Here is a 20,388-nt window from a genome sequence, read left to right as displayed (position 1 = left end):
CTCCTTTACTTAGATCGAGGATTAAAGTGTGTAAATGCTTTGGCAAAATCTTCATAAGCATTCACCTGTTGTTCAGTTTCGGCTTTCGGATACACGATGTTTAAAATGAGATATAAATGTCCCGGAACTTTGCTCGGAATACCTTTGTCTTTCAGTCTCAGTTGTTTGCCATAAACCGTATTTTGAGGAATGGACACATTGATCTTGCCTGCGGGTGTCATGACCTCAATGTTCTGGCCCAATGCAGCCTCCCATGGACTAATGTCAATGCTGTAGTAAATATCCGCATTTTCAACACGGGTGTTATGGCTTTTTTTATACTGTATTTCGATATATAAATCGCCAGCTTCACCACCATTTATGCCGGACTGACCTTGCTGGCTTAGACGAATTTGTTGCCCTTGTTTCATACCTTTTGGAATTTTAACTTCTAAGGTTTTACGCTGTACTTCAGCTTCGCCGTAAGCATTATAAGTGGGGATTTGTAAGGTGATATTTTGGGTTGATCCATGAAATGCGACGTCTAAATCAAGCTCTAAAATGGCGTGTTGAACTTCTCCTCGAAAAGGTCGATTTGAATTGGAATAACTGTTTTGCCCTGAATAATGATTACCGCCACCAAAGCCTTGGCCAAAGCGACCAAATAAATCCTCAAAACCACTAAAGTTATCCGCTCGTTGATTGTTGGCATTGGTTGAATTAGAGCCAAAACCAGATGAACCCGAAAATCCTTGAGCCCCTTGAGGATGATCAAGTTCAAAGTCGTATTGTTTTCTTTTTTCAGGATCATTTAATGTGTCATAAGCAATATTAATCTTTTGCATCATTTCTTCAGCATTAGATTCTTTACTGACATCAGGATGATATTTGCGAGCGAGTTTACGATACGCTTTTTTGATGTCGTCAGCTGTTGCGCTGCGCTGTAAACCGAGTTCTTGATAATAATTTTTTGCCATTGAAATATAATGACCATTGATTATGTTTTAATCATTATGGACAGACTTTTTAAGACTACAATATGATGACTTCGTGATTAATTGTTTCAAAATTTTACATATAGAAGGGCTAAGGCTTTGCAGGGAACAGTTTGATTTTATTATTATTTTGACTTCATGTTTTTAATCAAAAATGTGATCAATTGCATGTTTGTGAGTAGATCAAAAGAGTAAGAGATTGCTTACTCTTTTGATCTAAATACGAATCTAGGTTGATCTAATGACAACTTAAGATGTTCTGATAATAAGCCAAGAATAATGCGTGAGTAAACTAGCTGAGGTGCTTTCCAAAAATTCCCAATGCTTCTTCAGCAGTAAAACGATATTGGGCACTACAAAACTGGCAATCCATCGCAATTGGATTTTGCACTTCGAGTGTTTCACGTACTGAGTCCACGCCAATTTGTTCTAAAGCAGTTGCACAACGTTCTTTAGAGCATGTACAGCCGAACTTTAAAGGTTCAACCTCAGGTAAACGTACTTCTTCTTCATTGTATAAACGATACAAAATTTCTTGTGCATCTAAACCAGTCAGCTCTTCTGCTTTTAAGGTTTCAGTCAACATGGTCAAACGTGGCCAGATGTCTTCATCGACACGTTGTTGTTCATCCTCATTATTTCTTGGTAATAATTGGATGAGTATGCCGCCAGCGCGCTGATTCGAGCTTGCCAATACGATGCGTGTTGGGATTTGTGCAGACAAATCATAATATTGCACGAGGCATTTAGCTAAGTTCGGTTTATCTAAAGGGACGATACCTTGGTAACGATCACCAAACTCAGGCTCGATATTAATAAACAGTACAGGATTGACTAAGGTGGACAAAACCGTACTGCTATCATCGGCTTGGTTAAAAAGATCGTTGTCTTCATAATCTGCGAGACCACGAACTTCGCCTAAGTGATTACACTCGGCCATAGCCCATTTTAAACTGCCAGAGGCTTGAATTTGGAGGCTAATACGTCCTTTAATTTTAAGGGTGCTTGCAAGCAAAGCAGTTGCACTGAGCATTTCACCTAAGAGAATTTGAATCGCAGGCGCGTAGTCACGTTGTGACAAAATCGTTTGTAGTGCTTCTTCGAGATGAACCACTTCACCACGAACAGGACTATCTTCAATAAAAAAACGTTGACGTAAATCAGACATAAAATTCTCCAAATCCCTGCATAAATGGTGACTATATTCTAAATCACAAGTCAATTTTCTTCATCACGACAAACATTAATTTGATCTGATGTCTGTTTTGCGTGCGCTAAGCTCGAATGACGCAAAACATCAAAGCGATCTGGCTGTTCATCCATCTCATTGTTGAGTCGTTGTTTAGCATCACTTTCAAACAGATGTTCAAGTTCAGAGATAAAGTTACGATAGCTTTCATATACCTTTTGTTCGTCGGTATAAATACGCTGTTGCTCGGCCAATAACTTTTCATCGTAGTCACGAAATATTTCAATACTTGTTTTGGCGTCTTGTTCATCGATGCCCATGAGGCAGAGCGTACGGTATGCCATTCCCAAAGAGGATAAATAAGTTTCTCGCCAAATGTACTCAATTCCGAGATCTTTCAGTAGATGCATATGGTAACGATCTCGTGCGCGTACCACCAATAATAATGAGGGATAGTTCAGTCTAATATGACGTGCAACATTCATTGACACTTCAACATCATCGATCGCCAAAACAAAAACAGTGGCATGCTGAATACCTGCAGAACGTAATATATCGGGTTGAGTTGCATCGCCATAATAGAGTGTTCCTCCATATTTTCGTACGAACTCAATCCGTTCTAGATTGTTGTCTATTGCGGTAAAAGGCAGCCCTTGCATATGCGCTAATCTGGCCACAATCTGACCCACACGTCCAAAACCTGCAATGATCATGGTACTGGTGGTATCAGGAATATCATCATATTGATGCTGTGATTTTTGTTCAAATAGCGGAATGATCCATTTGTTAATGGTCCAAAATAGAATAGGGGTGAGCGCCATAGACAAGGTGACGATCAGAGTGACGGGCTCTAATATCGCCTGAGTCAGTACTTTTTCACTATGTGCGACTGCCAAGACCACATACGCAAATTCTCCGCCCTGAGCCAAACTGACTGCAATCAATAAACTTTGTTTCCACTCATATTGATAATAGCGGGCGACCAAAAGCATGATGATTGCTTTGATCGCAATCAATAAGAATGCACCACCCACGATTAATAGCGGCATTTCTACGATCAAGCCTAAAGGCGTGCTCATTCCCACAGTCATAAAAAACAGACCGAGTAATAACCCTTTAAATGGCGTAATACTGGCTTCGAGCTCATGACGGAATTCTGAATCAGCAAGTAACACACCTGTTAAAAATGCACCCAAAGTCGTGCTAATGCCGAGGACATCCATGAGGGTCACGACGCCAATCACAATAAACAATCCTGCCGCAGTAATGAGTTCTGTTGCACCACTTTTAACAATAAATCGAAAAAATGGACGCATCACATAACGACTAAACAGAAATAGACCCGTAAAGGTCGCTATAACCGCAGCAAAGTACGCTATACCGTGATGAGTAGACTGTTCACCGACAAGGAGTGGAATGAGGGCGATGAGGGGAATGGCTGCGATATCTTGAAACAATAAAATGGAAAAAGACTGCTGACCATGCGTCGAGTTTAATTGTTGGTTTTCTGAGAGTAACTGTAAAACAAAAGCTGTAGAGGAAAGTGCCAGTGCAAAACCAATCACAAAGCTGGCCGATAAACTTTGTTGAAAGAGCAGCCAGATGGTTCCCATCAACACGATACCTGTGATGAGTACTTGTGCACTACCCAGCACAAATATTGAATGACGCATTTGCCAAAGTCGTTGTGGTCGAAGCTCTAAACCAATCAAGAACATGAGCAAGATCACGCCAAATTCGGCGAGATACATGATGGCCTCGGCATCACGTGCAATATTTAAAACACTAGGACCCAGTAAAATACCGGTAAACAAATAGCCCAATACGGTCGCAATGCCAAAACGTTTACCTAAAGGCACCAAAATTAAAGCAGCACCTAAGAAAATGGTAATTTGTAACAAAAGTGACATTGCTTGATCCTATATAATTATTGATCTATGTGGATTGTAATTTGGAGTTGGGGCTTTGAGTCTTAAGTTTGAATCACAAGTTTGAATCACAAGTTTGAATCACAAGTTTGAATCACAAGTTTGAATCATAATCCTAAAGTGTAATCTTAAATTAGAATTCTAAATTTCAATTCTGAATTAAAGAAACCTGAGTTAAATAAAACAGTAGACTTCTTTCAAAAGTCATTACTCATACAACACTCTCATCATGAGTATTCCCTCATCCTAACCTTCTCCCAAAGGAAGAAGGGATTTTTACGTATAAATTTATGGCCACTCAATGATCATTTTTCGACTTATGAAAGAGATCTAGTCATATGCGTTTTAGCGTACACCATTTAAATTTCCGCCACTTAAAATACTCACCAAAAAAATATCTATCACTTAAAATATTCTCTATTTACATATTCTCCAAGTACAGTATTCATTATTTACATGATTAGATTGGCTTGGATTCACGGTTTAACTTAACTCTTGCGGATCGACATCGATGGTGACTTTCATGCCTGATGGTTTGTAATGTAAAACGTTTTGCCACCATTCACGAATATAGAAATGCATTTTGGCACGGTCGGTAGACAATAAAACGACATGCGCTTGATAGCGTCCAGCTTTGCGCTCCATTGGGGCTGGAATAGGCCCCCAGATATCAATCAAATTTTCTGTATGTTGTCTTAACATTTGCGTCATTTCAGTCAAAAACTTTTGATTATCATCTTGGTTTTTAGATTCACAACGTAATAAAACAGCATAACGGCAAGGAGGCAATAATGCCGCTTGACGATCTCGTAAAGTTTCTTTGGCGAAAGTACGATAATTTTTTTGAATTAATGTATTAAGTAATGGATGATCGGGCCTTAGGGTTTGTAAGTAGACTTCACCTTTCTTTTCACCACGACCTGCACGTCCAGCCACTTGTATAATTAATTGTGCTGTACGCTCTGTTGCACGGAAATCAACACTGAGTAGACCAGAGTCGATGTCCAGAATGGCCACAAGCGTTACATACGGAAAATGATGTCCTTTAGCCAACATTTGTGTACCCAAAAGAATCATCGGTTCACTAGTATGAATCTGATCGTAAATTTTTTGCCAACTACCTACACGACTGGTCGAGTCGCGATCCACTCGAATCACTTTATGTTCAGGAAAAAGCTCATTTAAGCTTTCTTCAACTTTGGCTGTTCCCATTCCGATCGGTTTTAGGTTGGGTTGATTACATTGCGGACATGCATCAGGTAAGCGATTAATGGTTCCGCAATGATGGCAGTGTAAATGTTCATACGGTTTTTTGTGCAAAGTGAAATGGGCATCACAATGAGGACAATTGGCCTGCCACGCACAGCTTTCACAAATCAAAACAGGTGCATATCCCCGACGATTGAGGAAGATTAAAACTTGTTCCTTTTTATCTAAACGAACCTGTATTTCTTTAATCAGTGATTCACTGATGCCATGTTGTTTTTTAGCAATTTTTAAATCAATCAGATGCATCTTTGGCAGACTTGCGCCCGCTGCTCGGTGATTGAGCTCAATCCGTTCCAATTTGCCTTGTTCTGCCAAATAAAAGCTATCCATACTCGGTGTAGCTGAACCTAAAATGACAGGACAATTTTCTAAAAATGCACGATATAAGGCCACATCTCTTGCGTGATAACGGAAACCTTCTTGTTGTTTAAAGGAGAGATCATGTTCTTCATCTAAGATGATCAAGCCTAAATTCGGCATTGGGGTATAAATCGCAGAGCGCGTACCTAAAATAATCGAAGCTTTGCCTGTTTGTGCATATTGCCACGCTTGTAAGCGTTTACTTTCATTGAGGCCTGAATGCAATAACACAATATTGCAATGAAAACGCGACTGGAAGCGGCTGATCGTTTGCGGCGTTAACCCAATTTCAGGAACCAAGACCAGAACTTGTTTACCTTGTTTTAAAACCTCATGCATGACCTGTAAATAAACTTCGGTCTTGCCACTACCCGTCAGACCATCCAATAAAAAAGCATGATATTTTTGAGTATTTTTTAAAATAGTCTGAATGGCATTTTTTTGTTCTGGATTGGCGGTTAATGGCATTTGTGCCAATTGCACAGGTTCAGGTAAGAAATTTTGTGCCTCAAGTTCACAGCGTATGAGGCCTTTTTTTTCAATGGCCTTTAACGTTGACGTTTCAATACCGCTTAAATTTAAAATTGTTTCAGCTGTGCCTAAGGGGTGTAAGCTTAAAATTTTATACGCTTCTTGCTGTTTGAGAGAGCGTTTAAGTTTGGCTTCTGCTTGAGTGTCTAAAACTCTCCATGTGCGCGCCAATAGATTATACGGTTTACCTTGGCGTAATAATGCAGGTAAAGCTGCATGCATGACCTCACCCAAGGGGAATTGATAATATTGAGCCGCCCAACGAACTAATTTTAAAACCGTATCATTGATAATCGGCTGATCATCGAGTAATTCAGTAATATGCTTCAATTGAAAACGAGGATCGATGGGTGCGTTTAAGGCCAGTTTTTCTGTGACGATTCCTACTAAATTTTGACGACCAAAAGACACTAAGACACGAGCACCGACTTCAATCTTTTGATATTCTTCTGCAGAAACTTTATAGTCAAAACAGTCATATAGGTGCACAGGTACTGCAACACGCACTCTGTAGATGGATTGGCTTAATTCTGCAATATTTGTCATATATAGTATTCGGCTCAACAAAATGAAAATTTATCGTGGTTGTGAAATGCTTATGATAAAGTGAGTGCTCATTTATAAGCTTAAATATGAATGATTATATGGGTCTTAGGCAACACTCAAGACGGAAAATTTAGGAAAACTAGAGCATTATAATGCCTGCATATCAATTTACTGCCATAGATGTATCAGGGAAGCAGCGACAGGGCGTGCTTGAAGGTGATTCAGCACGTCAAATTCGCCAACAACTGCGGGACAAGCAATGGATTCCCGTTAAAGTTGATGCTGTAGAGCAAAAAGATAAAAATCAAAGTTCAAGCTGGTTTCAAAAGAAATTCACCGCCTATGAATTGGCATTGATGACCCGTCAGTTGTCGGTGCTCGTCGCTGCAGGTATTCCTTTAGAAGAAGGCCTAAGGGCTGTATCTAAGCAAAGTGAAAAAGCACATGTAAGAAACCTGATGTCATCTGTACGCTCAAAAGTAATGGAAGGTCATTCACTGGCACAAGGCATGCAGCAATCTGGACGCTTTCCAGATTTGTATATTGCCACCATTGCAGCAGGAGAACGTTCAGGGCATTTAGATCTAATCTTAGACCAATTGGCAGATTACACTGAAAATCGTTTCGCGATGCAAAAGAAAATTCAAGCTGCGATGGTTTATCCGATTATTTTAATGCTGATGTCTTTTGCCATCGTGATGGGACTCATGACCTATGTAGTCCCTGATATTGTAAAAACATTTGATCAAAGTAAAGATGCATTGCCGTGGATTACAGTCGCGCTCATGAAATCCAGTGATTTTATTCGTCAAGCTTGGCCATTTGTGCTTGTTTTCTCTGCCTTGGGTGTTTTTTTATTACTGCGTTTTCTGCGTACCTCTGCTGGACACTATGCCTTTGATCGACTGACCTTGAAACTACCTCTGTTAGGGAAACTTTCAAGAGGAATCAATGCTGCAAGATTTTCGAGTACGTTATCGATCTTGACACAGTCTGGTGTCCCTTTAGTCGATGCGCTAAAAATTGCCGCAGCGGTCAGCAATAACTGGGTAATTCGTGATGCGGTCAATATTGCCGCAGAAAAAGTTACCGAAGGTGGAAACTTGGCGACACAGCTAGAGCGTTGTGGTTATTTCCCACCGATGATGGTGCAAATGATTAAAAGTGGCGAGGCTTCTGGCGAATTAGATCGAATGCTAGATCGGGCATCCACAATGCAAGACCGTGAAGTGACCACTTTGATTTCGACACTCCTGGCATTATTAGAACCCTTGATGTTGGTATTTATGGCAGGTATCGTTTTGGTGATCGTTATTGCAGTGATGTTGCCAATCGTCAATATGAACAATATGATTTAAAGTGATTTCAAACAATTTTTATAATGAATGTATAAGTGAGTAAATACATGCAAAAGCAAAAGACACGTCATTTGAATGGAAAAAAACAATCTGGTTTTACTTTGATTGAAGTCATGGTGGTGATTGTAATTTTAGGCGTTTTAGCCGCGTTAATCGTACCAAATGTCATGGGCCGTGGTGAAAAAGCCAAAGTGGATACGACGAGTATTACTTTAAAAGGTGTCGCTGGTGCTTTGGATCAATATAAGTTAGATAACAATCAATATCCTTCTATGCAAGATGGTGGCTTAGATGCTTTGGTTAATCAGCCTGCCGCTGCAAAAAACTGGTTGCCTGGTGGTTATGTGAAAGGTGGGTATCCTAAAGACAGTTGGGATAATGATCTTCAATATGTGATTCCAGGATCAGAAGGTCGTGCATTTGATTTATATTCTTTCGGTGCCGATGGTAAACAAGGTGGTGAAGGAAATGATGCTGATATTTTCTATACACCATAATAAATGAAAACCATTCTAATTGAAGAATGATGGTATTAATCACTTCACTTGATTGAATTAATAAATTACAAGTGAAGTGATAATATTTCTTATTTATATTTTATTAATAAATTATTGAAATATATAAATATAGTTTAATATTGCTAGTTAAGATTAATAATAAGAATTATTCCCATACTTAATGGTTACAACAAAGTTAAATTATGGATTAATTTAGACTTTTTATTTTATTTAAAGCTTGCATAATAGATCGTACAACGATGGTTTTTTATGCAGGGGAGTAAGATGAAAGCATTATTATTATCAGATGAAATCAACCATTTTCATTGGTCGATGCTCAAATCCGTTCTTCTCGTATTAAGCCTTTTACCTTTAAGCCATTTCTTCATGCAGTTGTGGGCAAGCGCAGAAGAAAGTAGTCAAATCATGATTGGCTTTATGGCAATGAGTGTATTTAGTTCATTTGTAATTATTAGTTTTTTTAGTGCTTTAAAAGTTACGGTACAAAAGTTAAAGGTTTTAGATCAGTCTACATTCGAACAGACGATGGTTAAAGCTTATTGTTATGTTCCGATGTTGAGTTTGGCTGTGATGATGTCTTATTTGGCGACTCAATTTTAAAGCTTAAAATCGATCTTAAAACGAATTTTTAAATAAACGGCATTGAGCAGAATTAACGGATAAAAATCAAACCAAGCTCTAGTAAGTTGTGCATAAAAAAACCGAGCATACAATGGCTCGGTTTTTTTACGTCTGTTGAGATATAGCTACTTAAAGTCTCATACAAAGTACAGCGATATCTTTTCTAGCGACGGGATTTAAAACTAACGTCAACTATTCGAGGGCGATAAAGCCAACCTAATATCAGCAGTAGTACAGAAAATCCTAAAATAGGCCAATCACTAAAGCGGTTGTACCATGTTTGACCTTGCATAGCGGGTAAGTCACCACGTAAAACGGCTTTTTTGTCTATAGGTGCTTGTGAAACGATATGTCCATGATGATCAATGAAAGCGGTAACGCCTGTATTGGTCGCACGTATAAACCAGCGTCCATTTTCTTTAGCACGCATCTGAACCATTTGTAAATGTTGCAGCGGTCCAGCTGTTCCTTTGAACCAAGCATCATTAGAGACGGTCACCAAGAAATCACTTTGTGCCGCATTACGACGCGTGAGGTTTGGATAAGCCACTTCATAACAAATTGCTGCAGCCAAAGCATGACCATGAATTGAAAATGGTTTTTGATCATTGGCACCACGAGAAAAGCCACTCATAGATGGATCATTTTGTAAGGCAGGGAGTACCCAACTTAATAAACCTGAAAGTGGAATATATTCTCCAAAAGGTACTAAGCGTTGCTTCTTGTATAATCCTGACGCCTCAGCTCCCGAAGCCATCATGGCATTATAATAAAGTGGATAGTCTTGAACTTGTGATTCTTTAATATCCCAATATGGAATGCCTGTAACCCATGCGGTATTGGTACTCTTGGCTTGCTCATCCATTGCTTTTAAGAATGGCTCTATATCGGTTTGAAAAAGCGGAATCGAAGATTCAGGCCAAACAATTAAATCTCTGCCCCATTCTGTACGACTGAGCTGAGCATAAATTTCTAAGGTCTTAACTTGGTATTCTGTAAGCCATTTTAAATCTTGAGGAATATTCCCTTGAATGAGCGATACTGAAAGTGGCTTCTCAGGTTTTGGTTCTACAAAAGTAATATGAGAAACAGCCCAAGCACCAAACAGTACTACCGCAGAAGGGATAATCCAGATAAAACGTCGACGTAAAATTTCAACGAATGCCGATGCCAGTAGAATAACCACAAATGAAACGGCAAAGACACCAAAAAGGGGCGCGTAACTGTCTAAAAAACGTTCTGTAAATGCATAGCCTGCAAACAGCCAAGGGAAGCCTGTGAAAACCCAGGTTTTTGACCATTCGAATAAGACCCAAATGGGTGCAAAGGTTAATGGTGTTTGAGGAAAGAATCGTCGATATGACCAAGCCTGTAGTGCAGAAAAAAGCCCCATGACCAAGGCCATGATCGCAATCATCAACACACTTAAAAATGCACTTGTATCGCCGTACTCATGAATTGAAGTATAAAGCCAAAAAGCGCCGACAAACCACAAGCCAAAACCATATGCTAAACCGATCGCAAAAGCGTGCTTAGCAGTCCGATTGTGTAATGTCGCATACAGTAATGCAGGAGAAAGAATGGCTAACCACCACCAATGAAAAGGGGCGAGGGCAAAACTAAATACAGCACCGGCAGCTAAGGCAATAATCAATGCATAGATCAGTGGCAGCTGTTTTTGTTGTTGTGAGGAATTTAACAGCTTGTCAAAGTGTGTTCTCATTTACGTACAGCTCGAATTAGATGAATAGTGCGGACATCTGCTTCAATAATCTCAAACTCCCAATGATCAAGCTCAATCACTTGACCTTGTAAATCACTCACTAAGCCAATTTCTTGAAGCAATAGACCGCCGACAGTTTCTACTTCATCGTCAGAAAAATCAGCATTTAAAATATTATTAAAATGTTCGATTGGTGTAAGTGCTTGTACTAACCATGTGTGAGTCGTATTCGCAGTCAAATCTGGAACAATATAATTGGCTTCTTCGTCCTGTGTATCGTGCTCATCTTCAATTTCGCCGACAATTTCTTCTAAAATATCTTCTAAACTGACGAGACCCGATGTAGAACCATATTCATCAATCACAATCGCGATATGCGTTTGTGTGTTTTTTAACATACGTAGTACTTGATCTGAACGCGCACTTTCTGGAACAAATATCGGCTGACGCATAAGCGCATGCACTGTGATTTTAGAATCACGATCTTTTAAAAATGGCAGTAAATCTTTCGCCAATAAGATACCAACGACATTGTCAGGTTGGTTGGAAGAGAAAACAGGGAAGCGGGAATGAGCTGATTCGATCAAAACATCTAAAATCTCAAGTAATTCATCATCTTCTTGTAAGCTTACCATTGCAGTCCGAGGGGTCATCACCTCACGAATTTTTGTTGCTGGAAGCTCAAAAATTCCTTCTAGCATTGCAACGGTATCGGGTTCGAGTAAACGACGTGAATCCTGTACTAATTTTAACAGTTCATCTCGGGTTTCTGGTGCTGTACCTAACCATTTGCGTAAACCACGCATACCCCATGATGGACCTGATTCCTCGTGCATGACCTTTCCTGCAGATGCTATCTAAAAAATTAATTTTTATCATACCGTAGAAAATTCAGATGTCTATCTATAAAAGTGAAGCGTAGATGAATGATAGGTTCAGTCGTTAATTCGTCGGTTATAGACAGAAGTTGATATGCGTTTAGCGCATTGAAAATTGTTGAATCAAGCTGTGCTAAAATATGCGGAATTCAACGTTTATGAGTCAAATGATGTCTGAGTCATCACCTATCCCTACGATGCAATTAAATACCCGTGGTCTGCGTTGTCCTGAGCCTGTGATGATGTTGCATCAAGCAATTCGTAAATCAAAATCTGGTGATATTGTCGAAGTTTTTGCCACCGATAATTCAACGTCTTGGGATATTCCAAAATTCTGTCTGCACTTAGGACATGATTTATTGTTGCAAGAAGAAGTATTGGATGAAAATGGACATAAAGAATTCCACTATCTGGTTCAAAAAGGATAGCAGTTATATCTGCTATAGAAAGTATGGACTTAAGGTGTATTTAAAAACCGATCAAATCGGTTTTGATCGGTACTGATTAACTCTTATCAGCTTTAATACAAATTGCTTACAAATCAGAATTGATTATTGAGTTTAGACCGCATTTTTTGTTTATAATGCAAACAAATTATTAAAATATAATTAATTGTGCCAATGAAAAGCTTTATTAATGGTATTTACAAAGTCTTAGATCAGCTGGGGTTAAGCGCTCAAAAACGTGCACTACACGTACAATTTTCTAATCCTGCGCTGAACAGCGACGTCTTTCTACAACGCATAGACGGACAACACGCACTGAACCAAGGTTCAACGGCAGAGCTGATCTGTCTGTCGACCGATGCGACTATCCCACTCAAACAATTCATTGGCAGCCAAGTGGCGATAGACCAAGTGACCGACAAAGGCACACTCTTTCGCACTACAGGGATTATTACCGCAGCCGCACAAGGCCAAAGCGATGGATCACTGACCCTCTACAAACTAACACTATCAGACCCAACCGCTCTGTGGCACAAACGCCGTAACAGCCGCGTATTCATGAACAAATCTGCGGTAGATGTGGTTGAAACCCTGTTCCAAGAGTGGCAGAAAAAAAGCCCACTGTTTGCTTCTAGCTTAAGCTTAGACCTCAGTGGACTTAAAAACCAATACGACATCCGTCCTTTCATCATGCAAAGCAACGAAAGCGACTACGACTTCCTGACACGCCTCATGCGCAGTGAAGGCATCAACTGGCTGATTGACGAAGCCCAAGCCTACGTCAGCAACTCATCGCATCCGATCGAAGCACAAAAACTCCGCTTAATTGATGACAACAGCCAATACGCTGCACTCGAACGCCGCAACATCCGCTTCCACCGCAGCAGTGCCACAGAACAACAAGACAGCATCACCAGTTTCATCGGACAGCGCACACTACAACCGACAGCCGTACACGTACAACGCTGGCAAGCCGATGTGCTCGAACAAGAAGAAGGCGCAGGCACAGTCCAAAGCAAACACCAACACAGCAACAACCAAGACAACGCCAGTCTCGGCCTCGAACAAGCATGGCACTTTAGCCCGGCATGGATACAAGACCTCAAAGGCGAAGACCAAGCCACCGCTTCCAACAACAGCCAAATCGAAAAGCTCAACCAAAACCTCAGCCACTACTTTGATGCCCAAAGCAAACAATTCACGGCCAACTCCACAGTACGAGATAGCCAAGTCGGCTACTGGTTCGAACTGAGCGAACACCCCGAAATAGACCAACACAGTGGCTCAGACAAAGAATTCCTGATCACCGGCAAACACTACTACAACCAAAACAACCTGCCGAAAGATCTGAACGAACAAATCAACCAATTGCTACAACAAAGCCAATGGACACTTCGGAATAACCAAAACAACGAAGAACGCCAAAACAACACCCTGATTCTACAACGACGCAACATCACCACCGTTCCAGAATACAACCCACTGGAACACCGCCCAGCAGCACACCCACAACGTGCCAAAGTGGTCGGTCCCGCAGGCGAAGAAATACATGTTGATGAATGGGGCCGCGTCAAAGTTCGCTTCCTATTCACCCGAGCAGAAGACAACCAAGCCGATGGTGGGGCAGGGTCCAACAACAACGATGCAGATTCTGCATGGGTCGATGTACTCACCCCATGGGCAGGCGAAGGCTACGGCGCACGCTTCCTACCCCGCATTAACGAAATCGTGGTCATCGACTTCTTCGACGGCAACATCGACCGTCCATTTGTGGTGGGACGCATCCACGAAGCCCAACGCAGCCCGACCAAATTCGATACCAAAGGCCAACTGCCAGACACCAAAAAACTGGCAGGAATAAGATCCAAAGAAGTCCAAGGCGAAGGCTTTGGCCAACTCAGATTCGACGACACCACTGGACAAATCAGCACCCAACTGCAAAACAGCCATGGCGCAACCCAGCTCAACCTCGGTAACCTCAGCCATCCCAAAGAAACCGCAGAAAGCGAAGGGCGCGGAGAAGGCTTCGAACTCAGAACCGACCAATGGGGTGGAATACGAGCAGGGCAAGGCTTACTTCTCAGCACGCACAAACAAGACCAAGCGACAGGCATGCACCTTGATGCCAAAGAAGCGAAGAGCCAACTTGAAAGCAGTCTAAACAACAGTAAAGCCTTAAGTGAAGTCGCTAAGAATCAGCAGACGGATCCTTTGGAAAATTTAGATCAATTAAAATCATTTGTTTCTAATCTTGAATCGGACTCTTCTGAAGGTGGTAAAAGTAAGGCAAATGCATTTAAGTCAGCCTTAATGTTATTGGCCACTCCGAATAGTATTGCTTTAGCATCAAATCAAGATGTTCATTTATCGGCAGATCGGCATTTAAATTCAAATGCAGGTGATAGCATCAACTTTAGTACTCAAAAAAGTTTAATTGCACACGCTGAAAATAAAATTAGTTTATTTTCAGCGCAAGAAGGTGCAAGGCTATATGCAGCTAAAGGAAATGTTGAAATTCAAGCGCAGAGTGATGGTGTAGATTTAATCGCTCGTAAATCTGTACAGGTTATTTCAACAGAAGACAAAATTGAAATTAAAGCCAGTAAAAAAATCGTATTGATTGCGGGTGGTTCACAGATTGAAATTAGTAGTGCCGGAGTATTGCCAACGACGGCTGGAAAATTTGAGGCGAAGGCTGGGCAGCATGTATTTGTTCCAGGTGCTCAAGTAAGTATGAGCTTACCCTTCTTCCCTCAAAGTGTTTGTTGGGAATGTTTAGCACGTAGAGCAAGCCAACGCGGGGCATTTGTGAATAAGGGGGATGGATTATAAATGTCTAATTTATTACACCCAGATCTTCAACTTTTTTTGGAAAATTCTCAGTCAGAAGAAATCAAAGATTATTTTATTTATACTTTAGCAGATGCTGCTCAAGACAGTTTTTTTTTAAAAAAATATGCTCATTTAAATTGTCGTAATTTATTGACTGAAGCAGCTGGTGATAAAGCAGCTCAGATTTCACCACATTTAATACAATTGATTTATTCTTCAAATGAATCTGTGTGGCAGTATATTAATAGAAGAGTCGTTGGCACGCCTAAGATGACTTTAATTATCAGCGCATTAAGTTTTGATGATTTATATACACATTTGAGGCAGTTTACGAATGTTCAATTTGAAGGCGGACTCGAAATGTATTTGGCATTTTGGGATCCAGCAATTCTTGGAACGCTAGTTGGTCAAACAACAGATAAGACCTTATATGTTAAACAACAAGTATTGTCTCCTGAACAGAAAAAAATATTATTGGGACCTATTTATAGTTGGTGGTATTGGGATCGTTTAAGTCAATTACATAAGATAGATGGTAAAGGCGAGAGTGAGTTACGAAGATTTTACGATTGGCGTAACTCTTTTGAATTTAGTGCGCATCAAGAAGCCTTAATGGTAGAAGCAACATTCCCAGATCATTTAATTTACTATCTAAAATTAAATAATCCTTTTTTGGTAGAAGCTTTTAATGAATGGGATCTTTATCAATATGTAATTGAAAAAATATCACAAGCGCGAGAATATACTTTAAATGGAACAAGAGATATTTTAAATTTCATATGTTTAACTTTAATTTATAAGGATAATTTTGAAATTAATAAGCTGTTGCAAAGTAGCCTTTTAAATGTCAAAGCTAAAAAGATTACAATGGATCAAGCTATGGAAGAGATAGAGATTTCAACAGAAGCTGGCTAGTGACTTAATGATGTGTTTGCATAGAATGGATTAGTTGTTTTTAAGTTTGACAGTGTTTTAAATTCCTAAAAATTAATATGGCTCATTGTATGAATATTTTTAAAAAAATTGTAATGTTACCCATCGGTTTAGCCTTAGGAGTGGCCGGTTGTAGTACAGGTTCTGCTAAGACTTATGTATTAACTACGACTTCCTATGGATATAATCCAAGTTATATTCCCTACATTGTTGAATTAAATGGTGAAGAAGTTGGGGGAGGATTAGGTACGGCAACTAAGCGTTCAGCTGTGATTGTAGGGCCACAGTATATAAAGTGGGGAGAGGGAAATAGTTATAAAGAACATAAAGCAATTAATGTTCCTCAATTAACTAGAGAAGACTTAAAAGGGAAAAAATACTTAGCAGTGCATTTGTACCCAGATGATAGTGTTGAAATTACTCTATCAAATGATCTCCCAGATGCAACTGCAAAAGGTATGGAGTGGCGATCAAAATTAATTGATGAGTTAAATGCAAAAGAAAAAAAATAAGGTAGATTTATGATTAATGAATTGCAAAAAATAAAAAATAGCAATCAGGATGTTAGTAATCATGCACCTGAATCAAAACAGGATTGTGCTGATGTAGTGAATCTTTCTGTGTTTTTTGATGGTACAGGAAATAACTTAGAAAATGATGAAAAGATTGCTAAGTTAGCTAATCCTGCAAAATTGTGGCGTAATGCACAGTCCTATAGTAACTTTGAAATGCAGCGTATGAAGACGCTAACAAAGTTAAGTCATCCAATTTATATCTCAGGAGTGGGGACGCCATTTAATGGTGAAACTAGTAGTTGGGTTGACAAGCAAATTGCGAAGTCTCAGGATACTTTTCCTACTGGTGGGGCGACAGGAGTAGGTGGGGCTCGACGATTAGAATATGGTGAAGATCAAATTAGTAGTCATTTATCTACAGTCTTAAAACAAAAAATTGAAAAAGTTGAAGCGACACTAAAGCCACAGGTAGAACAACGTAAAATAGAAGCTACGGCTAAAATTGATGCTAACTTAAGTCAACATCGTTTAATTAAAAAAATTAATTTATCCATATTTGGTTTTTCTCGAGGAGCATCTTTAGCTCGAGTATTTTCAAATGAGATGATTTGGAATACAGAAACCAAGGATTTGAGTTTGAAATATGATTTAGCAGGCCAATCTGAGAAAACTCCATTAGATATTCAATTTTTAGGTCTCTTCGATACAGTCGCATCATTTGGATTGCCAGCAACCAATTTGCCGAATAAGCTTAGCTTTAGAGGGCGTGATATGGTGGTAGATCCAAGAGTAAAAAATTGTTTGCATTTAGTTGCGGGTAATGAATTAAGATTTTCTTTTCCAGTTGATTTGATTCGAAAAGATGGGAAGTTAGCGAATTCAAGAACATGGAAAGAAGTTGTATATCCAGGTATGCACTCAGACGTTGGGGGTGGCTATCAGCCTAACTCTCAACAATTAAGTAATAATTTTGCACGAGTTCCTTTAAAGCATATGTTGGAAAGTGCTGTTTCAGCGAACGTTAAAATTTTTGATTATTTAAATTTAGAAAAAGAACAGATTAGACTCTTTGAACAAGAGTTTAAAATTGAACAGAAAACTCAAAAGCTCTTTGATGTTGTAAAGCAACAAGTTGGTGCCACTACAGGGCATACAGAAACAGATATCCAGAATTATATGAAATTATACTATGGTGCTTATGGAACATTACATCGTAGAAGACAGAATTTTATAAAAGAAGCAAATATTGAGCAAGCTAATGCATCAAGATCTGTCAGTCAAATTGCCAGAGATGAAAGTTTTGGATTACCAACAGGACCAGCTGATATGGCTACTGAAGTAGAACGTGTTAAATGGACTAGAAACTATACTACATTTGATCAATCTAATATTCGGGGAATTAAAAACGTATTTAGAATTTTCTATCCAGCATTTAAACTCTATGAAATGCTAGTTGATATTGATGATTGGGAATTAGAAAGTTGGGAAAAAGATGTAAATCCGGAAATAGTAGATTTTTACTCAAACTATATACATGATTCAAAATACGGTTTTGTAGCGAATTTAGAGCCATTTAGTTATTTTAGACAGCGTACCGTATATGAGCCTAATCGTAGTTGGAAAGGTAGAAGAGTCGATAAAAAACTTCATCCGATACATGAACAAATCGCTACTGATAATTTAGAGCTTGAACTTAAGGAAGCATCAGAACAATTAAAATTTACTGATAATTTAAGAGGCAAATTAAATACAGAATGTTAGTAGAGTTAATCTAAATTCGGTTTGATTGAATTGTATTAAGTTTATGATCAACTTTTTCATTGGAACGATAATAAGTTCAATATTAATCTTTAGAAAAATGAAGAAATTTTTTATATGGATTTAAATAAACCCGCATAAGCGGGTTTATTTAATCTTAAGTCGAAATTACATATTCAGATACTAATTACATATTTGGATAGTTCGGACCACCGCCACCCTCAGGTACGACCCAAGTGATATTTTGCGTAGGGTCTTTGATGTCACAGGTTTTACAGTGTACACAGTTCGCTGCGTTAATTTGGAAACGCTTCGAACCATCATCATTTTCCATGATTTCATAAACACCAGCAGGGCAGTAACGCTGTGCAGGCTCATCCCATTTCGGTAAATTCACATTGACCGGAATAGACGGGTCAGTGAGTTTCAAATGAGCAGGTTGATTTTCTTCATGCACAGTATTTGAAACAAAAACTGAAGACAAACGATCAAAAGTCAGTTTATTGTCTGGCTTTGGATAGTTCGGTTTGAAATTAACGGCATCTACAGTTTTAATCGCACTGTGATCAGGAGTTAAATCGTGCAATGTAAATGGTACTTTGAAAACGTTTTGGTCGATGAAGTTAAAAGCACCACCCATCCACTGACCAAATTTGTGCATCGCAGGGCCAAAGTTACGAGAGTTATATAACTCTTCTTTCAGCCAGCTATTATTAAATTTATCAGTATAAGAGGTAAGCTCTTTTACGAAGAAATCTTCGCCTTCTAAAACGCGCGCAACAGCAAGATCACCGCCTTTTTCAGTCCCCGCAGCAATAGCTTCAAATACTGCTTCACCAGCCAGCATTCCTGATTTCATTGCAGTATGTGAACCTTTGATTTTTGCAAAGTTTAAGAAACCTGCATCATCACCAATCAAACAACCACCCGGGAAAGTTAGTTTAGGCAGTGAGTTGAAACCACCTTTAACAACTGCACGCGCACCATAAGAAATACGCTTACCACCTTCAAGGAATTGCTTGATTAGCGGATGTGTTTTCCAGCGTTGCATTTCCATAAATGGATACATGTGCGGGTTTTGATATGACAAGTCGACAATCATACCCAGCGTTACTTGGTTATTTTCAGCATGGTAGAGCCACCAACCGCCTGATGAACCTGTTTCATTTAAAGGCCAGCCAGCACCATGCATCACTGTTCCTGCTTTATGTTTCGCAGGATCAATTTCCCATAGTTCTTTAATCCCGATACCGTAGTGCTGTGGATCAGCATCTTGGTCTAGATTGAACTGAGAAATTAAACGTTTTCCTAAATGTCCACGGCAACCTTCAGCAAAAATTGTATATTTCGCATGAAGCTCATAACCTGGTGTGAAGTTATGCGTTGGTTCGCCATCTTTACCCACGCCCATATCACCAGTTTGAATACCTTTAACCGTGCCATCAGCATGATAAAGAATTTCAGAGGCAGCAAAACCTGGGAAAATTGAAACTTCAAGCTCTTCAGCTTTCGTTCCTAACCAGCGAACGACGTTACCTAATGAAATGACATAGTTGCCGTCATTGTGCATGGTTTTAGGTACCATCCAGTGCGGCGCTTCTTGAGATTTCGTGTCTGAAAGTAAGAAGAAGGTTTTATCTTCAGTCACAGGTACATTGAGCGGCGCACCTTCTTCTTTCCAATTTGGAAAGAGTTCATTGATTGCACGCGGTTCAAGTACAGCACCAGAAAGGATGTGCGCACCCACTTCAGAGCCTTTTTCGACGACACAAACAGATAAATCGTTTAGGTTATTTTCAATTGCAAGTTGACGAATTTTGATTGCAGCAGAAAGACCCGCAGGGCCTGCACCTACAATAACGACATCAAACTCCATCGATTCACGTTCGATGTGTTCCATAAAGGACTCCTCATACAGTTAAGGGTGGCAACCGAAATCCTGTGCGGTGCTGCCATGAGTGTTCTTAAGTCATAGGTACAATTTGATATCGTACCTTATATATATTTTG

The 20,388-nt window shown here is 39.6% G+C and carries 15 protein-coding genes; 8 read left to right on the top strand and 7 right to left on the bottom strand.

Going from position 1 to position 20,388, the window contains the following annotated elements; all coding sequences use genetic code 11:
- Window positions 1-5: 5 nt before the first annotated feature.
- The 4 genes from V5M36_RS14025 to V5M36_RS14010 form a co-directional block, all read right to left on the bottom strand.
- A complete protein-coding gene (locus V5M36_RS14025; RefSeq protein WP_338560097.1) occupies window positions 6-956 on the bottom strand; it encodes a J domain-containing protein in 951 nt (316 codons plus the stop codon).
- A gap of 310 nt (window positions 957-1,266) precedes the next feature.
- Window positions 1,267-2,142, bottom strand: coding sequence for an Hsp33 family molecular chaperone HslO (hslO, locus tag V5M36_RS14020; RefSeq protein ID WP_338560095.1), 876 nt, complete (start codon window positions 2,140-2,142; stop codon window positions 1,267-1,269).
- 50 nt (window positions 2,143-2,192) lie between these two features.
- The gene (locus tag V5M36_RS14015) at window positions 2,193-4,073 is read right to left on the bottom strand and encodes a monovalent cation:proton antiporter-2 (CPA2) family protein (RefSeq protein ID WP_338560093.1); all 1,881 of its coding nucleotides are present in this window, start codon (window positions 4,071-4,073) and stop codon (window positions 2,193-2,195) included.
- A 501-nt stretch (window positions 4,074-4,574) separates the two neighbouring features.
- The gene (locus tag V5M36_RS14010; protein ID WP_338560091.1) at window positions 4,575-6,797 is read right to left on the bottom strand and encodes a primosomal protein N'; all 2,223 of its coding nucleotides are present in this window, start codon (window positions 6,795-6,797) and stop codon (window positions 4,575-4,577) included.
- 152 nt (window positions 6,798-6,949) lie between these two features.
- On the opposite strand from V5M36_RS14010, the gene gspF reads away from it, so the two are divergent.
- The 3 genes from gspF (at window position 6,950) to V5M36_RS13995 (ending at window position 9,273) form a co-directional block, all read left to right on the top strand.
- Complete coding sequence (gspF, locus tag V5M36_RS14005; protein ID WP_338560089.1) at window positions 6,950-8,155, top strand: type II secretion system inner membrane protein GspF; 1,206 nt, start codon at window positions 6,950-6,952, stop codon at window positions 8,153-8,155.
- 47 nt (window positions 8,156-8,202) lie between these two features.
- Entirely contained in the window at window positions 8,203-8,652 is a 450-nt protein-coding gene (gspG, locus tag V5M36_RS14000) for a type II secretion system major pseudopilin GspG (protein ID WP_338560086.1), read from the top strand.
- 285 nt (window positions 8,653-8,937) lie between these two features.
- Window positions 8,938-9,273, top strand: a complete 336-nt coding sequence (locus V5M36_RS13995) for a hypothetical protein (protein WP_338560083.1) — start codon at window positions 8,938-8,940, stop codon at window positions 9,271-9,273.
- Window positions 9,274-9,457: 184 nt separating this feature from the next.
- Here V5M36_RS13995 and lnt read toward each other — a convergent pair whose 3' ends face one another.
- Together lnt and V5M36_RS13985 are read right to left on the bottom strand one after the other, a co-directional pair.
- Window positions 9,458-11,017 (bottom strand): apolipoprotein N-acyltransferase, encoded by a 1,560-nt coding sequence (lnt, locus tag V5M36_RS13990; RefSeq protein WP_338560081.1) that lies wholly within the window; start codon window positions 11,015-11,017, stop codon window positions 9,458-9,460.
- Entirely contained in the window at window positions 11,014-11,853 is an 840-nt protein-coding gene (locus V5M36_RS13985) for an HlyC/CorC family transporter (RefSeq protein WP_338560079.1), read from the bottom strand. Before V5M36_RS13985 ends, lnt begins: the two co-directional genes overlap by 4 nt.
- Before the next feature lie 212 nt (window positions 11,854-12,065).
- On the opposite strand from V5M36_RS13985, the gene tusA reads away from it, so the two are divergent.
- The 5 genes from tusA (at window position 12,066) to V5M36_RS13960 (ending at window position 18,382) form a co-directional block, all read left to right on the top strand.
- Complete coding sequence (tusA, locus tag V5M36_RS13980) at window positions 12,066-12,323, top strand: sulfurtransferase TusA (protein ID WP_338560077.1); 258 nt, start codon at window positions 12,066-12,068, stop codon at window positions 12,321-12,323.
- A gap of 192 nt (window positions 12,324-12,515) precedes the next feature.
- Window positions 12,516-15,173 (top strand): type VI secretion system Vgr family protein, encoded by a 2,658-nt coding sequence (locus tag V5M36_RS13975; RefSeq protein ID WP_338560075.1) that lies wholly within the window; start codon window positions 12,516-12,518, stop codon window positions 15,171-15,173.
- Window positions 15,174-16,088: a DUF4123 domain-containing protein gene (locus V5M36_RS13970; RefSeq protein WP_338560073.1), complete on the top strand. Its 915-nt coding sequence runs from the start codon at window positions 15,174-15,176 to the stop codon at window positions 16,086-16,088.
- Window positions 16,089-16,177: 89 nt separating this feature from the next.
- A complete protein-coding gene (locus tag V5M36_RS13965; protein ID WP_338560071.1) occupies window positions 16,178-16,618 on the top strand; it encodes a hypothetical protein in 441 nt (146 codons plus the stop codon).
- A gap of 9 nt (window positions 16,619-16,627) precedes the next feature.
- Window positions 16,628-18,382 carry a T6SS phospholipase effector Tle1-like catalytic domain-containing protein gene (locus V5M36_RS13960; protein ID WP_338560069.1) on the top strand — a complete coding sequence of 585 codons (1,755 nt, stop codon included), beginning with the start codon at window positions 16,628-16,630 and terminating at the stop codon, window positions 18,380-18,382.
- 184 nt (window positions 18,383-18,566) lie between these two features.
- Here the strand turns inward: V5M36_RS13960 and V5M36_RS13955 are convergent, their stop codons facing one another.
- The gene (locus tag V5M36_RS13955) at window positions 18,567-20,279 is read right to left on the bottom strand and encodes an electron transfer flavoprotein-ubiquinone oxidoreductase (RefSeq protein ID WP_338560067.1); all 1,713 of its coding nucleotides are present in this window, start codon (window positions 20,277-20,279) and stop codon (window positions 18,567-18,569) included.
- Between the last annotated feature and the right edge of the window lie 109 nt (window positions 20,280-20,388).

Origin of the sequence: Acinetobacter sp. KS-LM10 (assembly GCF_036896575.1) — a bacterium.
Classification (GTDB): Bacteria; Pseudomonadota; Gammaproteobacteria; order Pseudomonadales; family Moraxellaceae; genus Acinetobacter; species Acinetobacter avistercoris.
Note: the sequence above shows the minus strand (reverse complement) of the source record. Positions and strands in the feature narration are given on the sequence as shown.

Coding starts and splice junctions, on each gene's coding strand:
- V5M36_RS13995 (WP_338560083.1), top strand. CDS start 8,938: ATGAAAGCATTATTATTATCAGATGAAATCAACCATTTTCATTGGTCG.
- V5M36_RS13960 (WP_338560069.1), top strand. CDS start 16,628: ATGATTAATGAATTGCAAAAAATAAAAAATAGCAATCAGGATGTTAGT.
- lnt (WP_338560081.1), bottom strand. CDS start 11,017: ATGAGAACACACTTTGACAAGCTGTTAAATTCCTCACAACAACAAAAA.
- tusA (WP_338560077.1), top strand. CDS start 12,066: ATGTCTGAGTCATCACCTATCCCTACGATGCAATTAAATACCCGTGGT.
- gspG (WP_338560086.1), top strand. CDS start 8,203: ATGCAAAAGCAAAAGACACGTCATTTGAATGGAAAAAAACAATCTGGT.
- hslO (WP_338560095.1), bottom strand. CDS start 2,142: ATGTCTGATTTACGTCAACGTTTTTTTATTGAAGATAGTCCTGTTCGT.
- V5M36_RS14015 (WP_338560093.1), bottom strand. CDS start 4,073: ATGTCACTTTTGTTACAAATTACCATTTTCTTAGGTGCTGCTTTAATT.
- V5M36_RS13970 (WP_338560073.1), top strand. CDS start 15,174: ATGTCTAATTTATTACACCCAGATCTTCAACTTTTTTTGGAAAATTCT.
- V5M36_RS14010 (WP_338560091.1), bottom strand. CDS start 6,797: ATGACAAATATTGCAGAATTAAGCCAATCCATCTACAGAGTGCGTGTT.
- V5M36_RS13955 (WP_338560067.1), bottom strand. CDS start 20,279: ATGGAACACATCGAACGTGAATCGATGGAGTTTGATGTCGTTATTGTA.
- gspF (WP_338560089.1), top strand. CDS start 6,950: ATGCCTGCATATCAATTTACTGCCATAGATGTATCAGGGAAGCAGCGA.
- V5M36_RS14025 (WP_338560097.1), bottom strand. CDS start 956: ATGGCAAAAAATTATTATCAAGAACTCGGTTTACAGCGCAGCGCAACA.
- V5M36_RS13965 (WP_338560071.1), top strand. CDS start 16,178: ATGAATATTTTTAAAAAAATTGTAATGTTACCCATCGGTTTAGCCTTA.
- V5M36_RS13975 (WP_338560075.1), top strand. CDS start 12,516: ATGAAAAGCTTTATTAATGGTATTTACAAAGTCTTAGATCAGCTGGGG.
- V5M36_RS13985 (WP_338560079.1), bottom strand. CDS start 11,853: ATGCACGAGGAATCAGGTCCATCATGGGGTATGCGTGGTTTACGCAAA.